This is a genomic window from Streptomyces sp. MnatMP-M17, assembly GCF_900091995.1.
GTDB lineage: Bacteria > Actinomycetota > Actinomycetes > Streptomycetales > Streptomycetaceae > Streptomyces.
The window spans coordinates 1-9479 of the sequence record NZ_FMDK01000559.1 but is presented as its reverse complement, the minus strand read 5'-3'; the positions used below and the strand labels follow the sequence as shown (position 1 = coordinate 9479).

Here is a 9479-nt window from a genome sequence, read left to right as displayed (position 1 = left end):
ACCGGCGCCACCGCCTACCGCCAGTCGTTCACCTTCGACTGGCTCGGCAACCGCGCCACCATGACCGAACACAACACGGCCGACGCGACCAAGAACGTCGGCTACGTCTACGGCTACGGAACGACCGTCACGGGCAACGGACTGATCGAGCCGATCAACACCCAGCCGCACACACTGGCCTGGATCGGTTCGACACCGTCCGGCCAGGGCAGTTCCTACAGCTACGACGCCACAGGCAATACCGAGGTCCGTGACCTTCCGGCGACGACACAGAGCCTGAAGTGGTCACCCGACAACAAGCTGGAGTCCATCACGGACGACGGCGACAAGACGTCCTACATCTACGACGCGGCCGGCAACCGCCTGCTGGAGCACTCGCCGGCCGGCGCGACGCTCCACCTCGGCGAGACCGAACTGACCACCGACACCACCGGAAAGATCACACGCGCCTCGCGGGCGTACGCCCACCCGGGGGCACCGACCGTCGTCCGCACCACGAGCAACGGCGCCACCACCGGCCACAAGCTCCATGTTCTGCTCGCCGATCACCTCGGCACGGCCGGCACCTCGGTCGAACTGTCCGGCGGTCAGGCGGTCACACGCCGGGAGTTCAAGCCCTACGGCGAGGCCCGCGGTCCGAAGCCGACGAACTGGCCCAACAAGCGCGGCTACCTCGGTGTCGGCATCGATGACGCGGCAACCGGACTGACGCACATCGGTGCGCGCGAGTACGACCAGAACGCGGGCCGCTTCCTGTCCGCGGACCCGGTCACCGACCTGGCCGATCCACTGCAGATGAACGGATACGCCTACGGCAACGGCAGCCCTGTCAGCAAGAGCGACCCCAGCGGACTGCTCCTCTGCATGTGCGCATGGCTGGGCAATCAGGTGTCGGACCTCGGCGGTGGTGGTGGCGGCAGCGATGGCGGTGACACCGGCGGAGGCGGAGCAACTCCCGTCCAGCGCAACGAAGGAAAAACCAACCTCGGCAACTGCCTGTCCCGGCAGAAAACGGCCCACGACGCGGCCGTCTGCGCCACCGGCTTCGCGGCGGCCTCGTGGGCGAAGAAATTCGGGAACGAGGGATTCGTCACCGTCGATGTCGGACGAGGTGGTCACGCCGCCAACGACATTCCCGGCGCCAAGGCCGACGGATCAGGGGCCGACGGCAGAGCCGATGTGATCTTCTGGTCCAACGGCACCGTGTACATCTGGGAAGTGAAGCCCACGGCTTCCAAGAAGCCGAAGCCCGGTGACCAGGCAGCCGCGAAGAAGCACAAGTACGCCTTCGAGGACGGCCTCGATCAGCTGATACGCTACGTCAACAAGCTTGAGGACCATTTGGACTCGAACGGTGACACCCGCAGGGTCGCCAGAGGGCCCGCACTCGCCACAGCGAAGTTCGCCTACGGGAAGGACCGCACCGGAACGGTCTGGAGCGACAAGGACGCCGCCTACGAGGGCATGCGCTACTACGGAGTCGATCCCAAACGCAAGAGAACGCCGTCGCCGTCGCCCGGCCCCGGCCCGAGCCCGGACGCCTCGGCGGCGTCCCGTCCCACGGCGCGGTCGACGTCCGGTCCCACACCTTCGGCCACGGGCATGGCGAATCCGCCCCTCCCCGGTCAGCCCTGGTGGAGTTCGGAGTGGGGGATGATATTGGTCGGCCTCGCAGCTCCCGTGGTACTGGCCGGAGGAACAAGCGGTGGCGGTGGGGTGGCCGTGGGCACGTCGGTGACCGTTGGCGGTATGACGCTCTACGAGCTCGTGGCGTAGCGCCGGCAACCACCGGCCGGTCTGGGCCGGCCGGTGGTTAGGCTGTGCGGGAGATCGTCCGGGGGAGGAAGGAGCGCGGGTATGGGCTTGCAGGCCATCGCAACGTTTGATGCCGTCACCGACGGCGGGGTCGGAAACGGGCTCGCCTCCTGGTTCGGGGCTGCTCTCGCGGGGCCCCTGGGGAGCCTGCTGGAGCAGGAAGACCAGGGCAGCGCCTTCTTCTCGGCGAGTACGCGGGCCGATGAGCGGGCCCCGCGCCGGGAGTTCCAGCCCCTGTCGACCGGGTGGGAGGCCATGCGTCAGGAGCTGCTGCTGGAGCCCGAGACCGCGCATGTGCTTTACATGCGCGAGTATCTGGGGCGTCCGCTCGTCCATGTACGCAGCTCGACCGTCAGGGTCCGCCGCCCGAACGCGGAGGCGCAGCTGCTGTTCGGCGAGGAGTTCAGCGCGGAGGCCGGCGGGCTCGGTGATCCTGATTTCTGCTCCGGCGCGGTGAAGTTCCTCGTGGCCGCGCTGGACAACGTGAACCCGGCCTTCGCGTGGCTGGGCTCCGACGCACCGGCCACGGAGGAGACCAATCTCGACTGGGTCCTCAACCGCCGGGTGCGCGAATCCGTACGGGAGGCCAGAAAGCTGCTCCGGGGCTACTCCTGGACGACGGTGTGCCCCGGGGAACTGTCCGAGCGGCTGGGCGGGCCCGCTGCCATCGCCGCGACGGGTGCCTTCCACAAGGTGTCTCCGCTCGCGGCGGGCGGGGTCGTGCTCCAGGCGACCAGGACGGTGGCGGAGTATTCGGACGACGCAGTGCGCAGGGTTTTCGAGGCCCTGCACCCTGTTCTGCCGCCCGGAATGCCGCAGTTCGACCCGGCCCACCCGGAGCTACGCTACTTTCCCGCGGACGCGTCCCGCTTCAGCGGTTAGGCCCTGTCCGGTCGGACAGAGCTACCCGCTGAACTCGATCGCGTCCACGTCGAACGAATTGTTCTGCGGGGAGGTGAAGACCAGATACAGCCTGTGAGTGCCCGCGAGGGCCTCGACCGGGATGGCCGGGGTGGGCCGGTAGGTGTCCCAGCCACCGGTGTTGGGGACGGGCGTGGTGGCGAGGAGTGTGCCGTCGGGAGCGTCCGCGCGGAGTTCGATCGCGCCGACGCCGTACGGGGACGACAGTGTGTAGCTGACGCCGCCGATGCCCTCGACGCTCATCGGATCGAAGGCGATCCAGTCGCCGTCGCTGATGTCGCCGATGCGCTTGCCGTTCTCGGCGCCGGCCTGTGAGACCACCCGGGTGCCGGACTGCGCGTCGTAGTACTCGGCCTGCTTGTGCCTGGGCTGGAGGACGGCGCGGCCGTAGCCGGTGAGAGCGGAGGCTCCCGCGGCTCCCTTGTCCGTGTACTTGGCGTTGAGTACATAGGTGAGGTCCGCGCCTTCGGGATGGCCGCCCAGATCACCGGTGTCGACGGTGCCTTCGCAGCCCGGGATGTCGGTGGTCGGATGCTCGTGGTCGTCGTGTCCGAGGGCCGGATTGACCGTGACCCTGGAGCAGTCGACCGGCCCGTCCTCCGGATCGGTGACCGTGACCTTGTAGGGAATCCTGTCCCCGAACGTGATGAGCTTGCCGTTGACCGGGAAGTCGATGGTCACCTCCGGCGCGGTGTTGCCCGCGGTGACCGGGATATTGGCGTAGCCCGATCTGCCGGTGGAGTCGGTGACCTTGAGCTGGGCGGTGAAGTCCCCCGCGGTGGTGTACGTATGGGTGGGCGCCGCCTCGGTGGAGTCATAGGTGCCGTCGCCGTCGAAGTCCCACGTGTAGCTCAGCGCGTCACCGTCCGGGTCCGTGCTGCCCCCGCTGGAGAAGGCTACTTCGAGCGGCAGCGGCCCGTTCGTGGCGGAGGCCGTGGCCTTGGCGACCGGGATGCGCTGCCCTTGGGCGTAGTCGACGCGGTACAGGCCCGAGTCGTTGTTGCCGCCGCCGAAGGAGCTTCCCCATTCGAGGACGTACAGCGAGCCGTCGGGCCCGAAGGTCATGTCCATCGGTTTGTTGAACGGCACCGAGGACAGAAAGCCGTTGATCTTGAGGAGCTTTCCGTCGGTGTCGAACCGGATCTCCTTGACGTAGTTGCGCGACCACTCGTAGAAGAAGCTCGCTCCCTCGAAGTAGGCGGGGAACTTCGTCGTGGACGGGTTCGCGGGGTCGTAGTGGTAGACCGGGCCGCTCATCGGCGCGGAGCCGCCCGAGCCCATCTCCGGGAACTCCTCGGAGGCGCCGTAGCCGTACCAGAGCTCCGGCAGCGTCAGGTCCGGCAGATCGGTGAGCCCGGTGTTGTTGGGCGAGGGATTCGTCGGGTTCGCGCAGTCGAACTTGGCGCCGACCTCACCGGTGTCCGGGTTGTACGGAGCGTACGCCTGGTTGTTGCCATGACAGAACGGCCAGCCGAAATTGCCCGGCTTCTTGATGACGTTGTACTCGACGAGGCCCTCGGGCCCTCTGTCGGTGGCGGGTGCTCCTCGGTCGGGGCCGTAGTCGGACACATGGACGTATCCGGTCTTCTGGTCGACGGTGAAGCGGAACGGATTACGGAAGCCCATCGCGTAGATCTCGGGACGGGTCTTCTTGGTGCCCGGCTTGAAGAGGTTGCCCTTGGGAATGGTGTAACCGCCGCTCCGGGTCGGCTTGATACGCAGGATCTTGCCGCGCAGATCATTGGTGTTGCCCGCGGTACGCGCGGCGTCGAGCATTTGTTTGCCCGGGCGCCAGTCGATCGGCGCGTAGCCCTGCCAGTCGGGATCGAGGTTGGGCGGCACATCGTCGCCGACACCGAGATAAAGAGTGCCGTCAGGGCCGAACTCGACGGCGCCGCCGGTGTGTCCGGGTTCCGGGAAGGTGCGGTCCCGGTAGGCCGGAACATCGAGGAGCTTCTTCTCACTGGCCGGATCGAGTGTGCCGTTCTTGATGGTGAAGCGGGAGAGACGGTTGATGTCCTGTGTGGCTCCGGCCGGCGAGTGGTACAGGTAGATCCAGCCGTTCCTGGTGAAGTCCGGATCGAGCTCCATGCCGATCAGACCGTCCTCGCCGCCGGTGTAGACGTCGAGCGTGCCCGCGGTGACGGTGGAGTGGGCCTCGGGATCGAAGATCTTCACTTCGCCGCTGCGCTGGATGTAGAGGACACGGCCGTCCTCGGCGACGTCGAGCTCCATCGGATCGGCGGTGTTGTCATCGAGGGTGACCTTCTCGTAGCCGCTCCAGACGGTGCCGCCGCAGTCGCCCGCCTCGTTGCCCGCGGCCCACTTCAGTCCGCCGATGACATGGTCCCGGAAGTAGGCTTCGCTGTACGCCGGGGTGTCGTGCCCCATCGCAGTGGCCCAGACCTTGCCGCCCTGGGTGGTACGGCACCAGGAGATGGGATGGTCGGCGCCCATCGCGGAGCCGCCCGGATCGTACGTAGTCTCGTCGGCGGTGACCAGGACGTGCACGTCGCCACGGGGATTGCGGTCGAAGTTGTACCACTCCTCCGGGCGCTCCCAGCGCTCGGGCAGGCCCTTGGTGGACGGGTGGACACGGTCGGCGACCTTGGCCGTTCCCTGGAGCACGCCGGGGGAGTGGGCCGGCATATGCACGCCGCCGTTGATGGTCTCGTCCCACCACGGGAACTGTTCCTCGACGCCCATGTCGAGTGTGTTGTGGATGGCGACGACGCCCTTCCCACTGCGTACGTAGTTCTCCATCGCGTCGCGCTGTGCGTCGGTGTCCCAGACCATGCCGGAGTTCTGCAGCATGACGATGGCGTCGAAGTCCTTCAGCGTCTCGTCGTCGAAGACGGCCGGATCGGCACTCTGGACGATCTCGAAGCCGTTCTCGGCCGCTTCTTCCTCGAACATCTCGATGCCCGCGGGGATGGAACCGTGGACGTATCCCACGGCGCGGGTGAAGAGCAGGGCACGGAAGGCGGGTTCGTCGCTGTCGGCGGTGGCGGCGCCGGCGGGAATCGCGGCGAGCGCGAGGAGTAACGCGCTCGCCGAGGCGACGACCGCCCTTCTTATGCCGCGAGCATGACGGCTCATTACCGGTCCTCTCTGGAGGGAGTTCGGTGTGCGGGTGCGGGTGCGGGTGCGGCCAAGACGGTCACCGATCAAGGCGGCTACCGGCCAAGGCAGTTACCGATCAGTGGGCGTCGAGCGCCCGTCGGAGGAAGGCGAGGCCCTCGGTGGCGATCCCGTCCTGAGTGGGAGCGAGAGGGCGCCAGACGGACGCGGCGACGGCGATCGCGTCGTTGTGCGCGGTGAACGACTCGATGCACAGAGCACCTCGGTAGCCGCTTATGTCCAGCGCGGTGAGGAATCCGGCCCAGTCGAGATGGTCGGCACCGGGAGTGCCACGGTCGTTGGCACACACCTGGACATGGACGATACGGGAGCCGGCCTCGTGGACGGCGGCGGGCAGACCGCGCTCCTCGATGTTCTGGTGGTAGGTGTCGAGGGCGATGCCGATGACCGAGGCGTCGAGGCCGTCAAGGGCCGCGAGGGTCTGGCCGACGGTGTTGAGCAGGGCGGTCTCGTACCGGTTGAGCGGCTCGACGCCGATCCGTACTCCCGCCGCACGCGCATGGCCGACGACGGGCGCGAGGTTTTCCCTCAACTCCGAGCAGGCGGCGGCCCGTTCCGCGGCGGTCATCCGCCAGGTGCGTCCGACGGCCGTGTACACCGGGCCGGCGACAACCGGAGCCGCCACCGCGTGAGCCGCGTCGACACACCGCAGCAGATAGTCCTGGGTGGCCCGTACGGTGCCGGGATCGGTCCGTACGAGATTCCGTCCGGGCGGCATGACCGCGATCACGGCCGCCGGAGCGAGCCCGGTCGTGTCCAGCAGTTTGGCGGTGGCCGCGGGATCCCAGTCGTCGGCCTGCTCCAGCGGCAGTTCCACACAGTCGAAACCCCAGCCGGCCAGCCTCGGCAGGACCTCGGCGAGGGCGGCGCTCCCGACGGGAGAGTGCCAGATCCACGGATTGGCGCCGAGCGGGAACCGCGTCATCCCTTGCCTCCCCACGCCTCGGGGAACCCGGGCAGACCGGCACAGCCGCACATCGCGTAGTGCAGTGGCGGCATGCCCGGCCGGAGATACTCGTCAAGGTTGTCCTCGGTGACGGAGGGCTGCGGGAGCTTCCACTCCTTGGGGACCTGCTGCCCCTGAAGGATCTTCAGAGCGGCGATGACCGGTGTGCGCCACTGGAAGGTCGGATACGCCGGAGCGATCGCGGTGAGCTTCTTCTCCTTCCACGCCTGGAGGAAGTCCTGCTGGTCCTCACCGGTGATGGGCGGTACGTCCTGGCCCGCGTCCTCGAACGCCTCCACCGCGGCCACGGCGGTCGCGCCGGAGTCCATCCACACGCCGTCGATGGAGCCGTGCCGCGTCAGCGCGTCGCTGACGACCGCCTTGGTCCTGGCCGGGTCACCATCGGTGAACTTCACGTCCACGACGTCGAGTTCACTCTTGTCGAAGGCGACCTCCGCGGCCGACCAGCGGGTCTCCAGGACATCCACACCCGGCGAGATGCGCAGGGCGAGGATCTTGCCTCCGGGCCTGACCTTCTCGACGAGGAAGTCGGCGGCGACCGCGCCGTACGCATAGCCGCCGACCGGATTGATGAAGGTGACCGCGCAGTCCGTCTCCACACCGCGGTCGAAGACGATGACCGGTACCTCGGCGCAGGCCTGCTCGACGGCGGGAGTGAGCGTGGCGGTGGTGTTCGGGGAGACGATCAGGGCGTCGCAGCCCTTGCCGGTGAGCTCCTGGATGTCGGAGATCTGCTTGTCGTCCTTGCCCTGCGCGTCGAGGACGGTGAACTCGGTGATCTCCTCGTGCAGTCCGACCTCCGCCTTCATGTTCTTCAGACCGACCTGGCGCCAGGGATTGAAGACACCGGCGTTGGAGAAGCAGAGATGAACACCGCCCGCCTTCTCCTTCTTATATTGCGCGGTGTCGGTGAACTCGGGGCTGAGCATCTGTTCCCACGGCTTGTCGGCCGGTCCCTGCGGCTTCTCCTTCGCGAGGGCCAACTGACGCTCGTACTCGGCCTGTTCGAAGAACTCCGACCGCTTGCCGCCGTCCGGTCCGTCCGCCGTGGCGGAGGCGCCGCCGGTGGCGGCCGGTGTGTCCGGTGGCGTGTCGCTCGTACAGGACGCGAGGAGACCCGTCGCCAGCAGGGCGGCGGCGGCCGAGGTGAGGGCGCGGACGCGGAGCGGCCTTCCGCGCGGAGGGCGGGACGCTGTCATAACGGTTGTCCTTCCGAGGGGTTCGTACGTCGGCGGCGCAGCCGGGACCAGTCGGCGGCTCCCAGCCCGACGGCGGCGATGACGATGCATCCTTGGACGGTGGACTCCAGCGCGCCGGAGACGCCCTGGAGATTGAGCAGGGTGAACAGCGCCTGCAACGAGAAGGCGCCGGCCATGGCGGCGACGATGGAGCCGCGCCCGCCGCCGAGTACGACTCCGCCGAGGACCACGGCCGTGATGGCCTCGAACTCATAGCCTCTGCCCGCCTGGGCGGAGACGCCCGAGAAGCCACCGACCAGGACCGCGGCGGTCGCCGCGGCGGTCCCGGAGAGGGCGAAGGCGATGATCCGGGTCCGGGCGACCCGTACCCCGGCGAGGGCCGCGGCGCGTTCGCTGTCGCCGGTGGCGAGGAGCGTACGGCCGAAGTCCGAACGCATCAGCAGCACGGCGGCGGCGCCGGCGACAAGGCAGACGATCACCGCCCAGGGCAGCCAGCCGAACGCGGAGCCGCGCCCGAGCTGGCGGAAGGCGGCCGGCAGGGCGCCCTGCGGAGAGCCGCCCGTCCAGAAGAAGACCGCGCCTTCGAGGATCAGCATCATGCCGAGCGTGGTGATGAACGACGGCACACGCAGGGCCGTGGTGATCAGCCCGTTGACAAGGCCGGCCGCTCCGCCCGCGACGAGCAGCAGAGCGGTGACAAGCGGCCAGGGGGCGTCGGGGAACGAGCCGTACAACTCGGCGGCGACCACGACACCCGCGGTGACGACCGCTCCCACGGACAGGTCGAACTCGCCGCAGACGATGACCAGATACTGGCCGGCGGCGAGGATCACGAGAGGCGCGGCGCGTTTGACGAAGGAGAGAAAGCGGTCGGGCTCGTAGAAGCCGGGATCGGTGAAAGCCAGCGCGGCCAGGAGCACGGCGAGGAGTACATAGACGGGAGCGCCGGTGCCCAGCGCCCGTACGACGCGCCTGCCGTGGTGGGTGACGGTTGCCGTGGTCATACGGTCGGCGCTCCCTTCGCGGCACGGCGGGGCCGGGCGTAGACGGCCACGGCCGCGATGATGACGACACCGCGGAGCACGTTCTTGAAGAACGGGTCGACGGCGAGCTGGTTGAAGACACTGTCGAGAACGGCGAGGACGAGCACACCGCCGAGCGTTCCCGCCACTCCGCCGCGACCGCCGGCCAGCGCGGTGCCGCCGAGGACCACCGCGGCGATCGATTCGAGGTCGTAGCGGGCCTCCGTACCCGCCCAGGGCGCTCCCGCGCCGAGGCGCGCCGCGAGGAAGAGCGCCGCCGCGCCGACGCACAGCGAGCAGATGACATGCGCGATGACGACGGTACGGCGGGTGCGGACGCCCGAGAGCCGGGCGGTGTGCTCGTCGCCGCCGGTCGCGTACATGTGATGGCCCAGACGGGTACGGCGGGGGGTG

7 protein-coding genes are annotated in these 9479 nt (G+C 68.5%); 2 read left to right on the top strand and 5 right to left on the bottom strand.

Going from position 1 to position 9479, the window contains the following annotated elements; all coding sequences use genetic code 11:
- Together GA0115259_RS24160 and GA0115259_RS24155 are read left to right on the top strand one after the other, a co-directional pair.
- Positions 1–1776: RHS repeat-associated core domain-containing protein (locus GA0115259_RS24160; RefSeq protein ID WP_218104233.1), on the top strand; the 1776-nt coding region annotated here is incomplete at its 5' end.
- A gap of 81 nt (positions 1777–1857) precedes the next feature.
- Positions 1858–2697, top strand: a complete 840-nt coding sequence (locus GA0115259_RS24155) for a hypothetical protein (protein ID WP_093600929.1) — start codon at positions 1858–1860, stop codon at positions 2695–2697.
- 21 nt (positions 2698–2718) lie between these two features.
- Here the strand turns inward: GA0115259_RS24155 and GA0115259_RS24150 are convergent, their stop codons facing one another.
- The 5 genes from GA0115259_RS24150 to GA0115259_RS24130 form a co-directional block, all read right to left on the bottom strand.
- Positions 2719–5835: a ThuA domain-containing protein gene (locus GA0115259_RS24150; RefSeq protein ID WP_093600927.1), complete on the bottom strand. Its 3117-nt coding sequence runs from the start codon at positions 5833–5835 to the stop codon at positions 2719–2721.
- Between the two features lie 100 nt (positions 5836–5935).
- Positions 5936–6802 (bottom strand): sugar phosphate isomerase/epimerase family protein, encoded by an 867-nt coding sequence (locus tag GA0115259_RS24145; protein ID WP_093600925.1) that lies wholly within the window; start codon positions 6800–6802, stop codon positions 5936–5938.
- Entirely contained in the window at positions 6799–8043 is a 1245-nt protein-coding gene (locus GA0115259_RS24140; RefSeq protein WP_093600923.1) for an ABC transporter substrate-binding protein, read from the bottom strand. The genes GA0115259_RS24145 and GA0115259_RS24140 overlap by 4 nt, the downstream gene beginning before the upstream one ends.
- A complete protein-coding gene (locus GA0115259_RS24135; RefSeq protein WP_093600921.1) occupies positions 8040–9047 on the bottom strand; it encodes an ABC transporter permease in 1008 nt (335 codons plus the stop codon). The genes GA0115259_RS24140 and GA0115259_RS24135 overlap by 4 nt, the downstream gene beginning before the upstream one ends.
- A partial coding sequence (locus tag GA0115259_RS24130) for an ABC transporter permease (RefSeq protein WP_370748410.1) occupies positions 9044–9479 on the bottom strand: 436 nt, incomplete at its 5' end. The genes GA0115259_RS24130 and GA0115259_RS24135, both read right to left, overlap by 4 nt.

Bases quoted from the DNA above. Each gene is read 5' to 3' on its own strand.
- GA0115259_RS24135 (WP_093600921.1), bottom strand. From the start codon at position 9,047: ATGACCACGGCAACCGTCACCCACCACGGCAGGCGCGTCGTACGGGCG.
- GA0115259_RS24145 (WP_093600925.1), bottom strand. From the start codon at position 6,802: ATGACGCGGTTCCCGCTCGGCGCCAATCCGTGGATCTGGCACTCTCCC.
- GA0115259_RS24155 (WP_093600929.1), top strand. From the start codon at position 1,858: ATGGGCTTGCAGGCCATCGCAACGTTTGATGCCGTCACCGACGGCGGG.
- GA0115259_RS24140 (WP_093600923.1), bottom strand. From the start codon at position 8,043: ATGACAGCGTCCCGCCCTCCGCGCGGAAGGCCGCTCCGCGTCCGCGCC.
- GA0115259_RS24150 (WP_093600927.1), bottom strand. From the start codon at position 5,835: ATGAGCCGTCATGCTCGCGGCATAAGAAGGGCGGTCGTCGCCTCGGCG.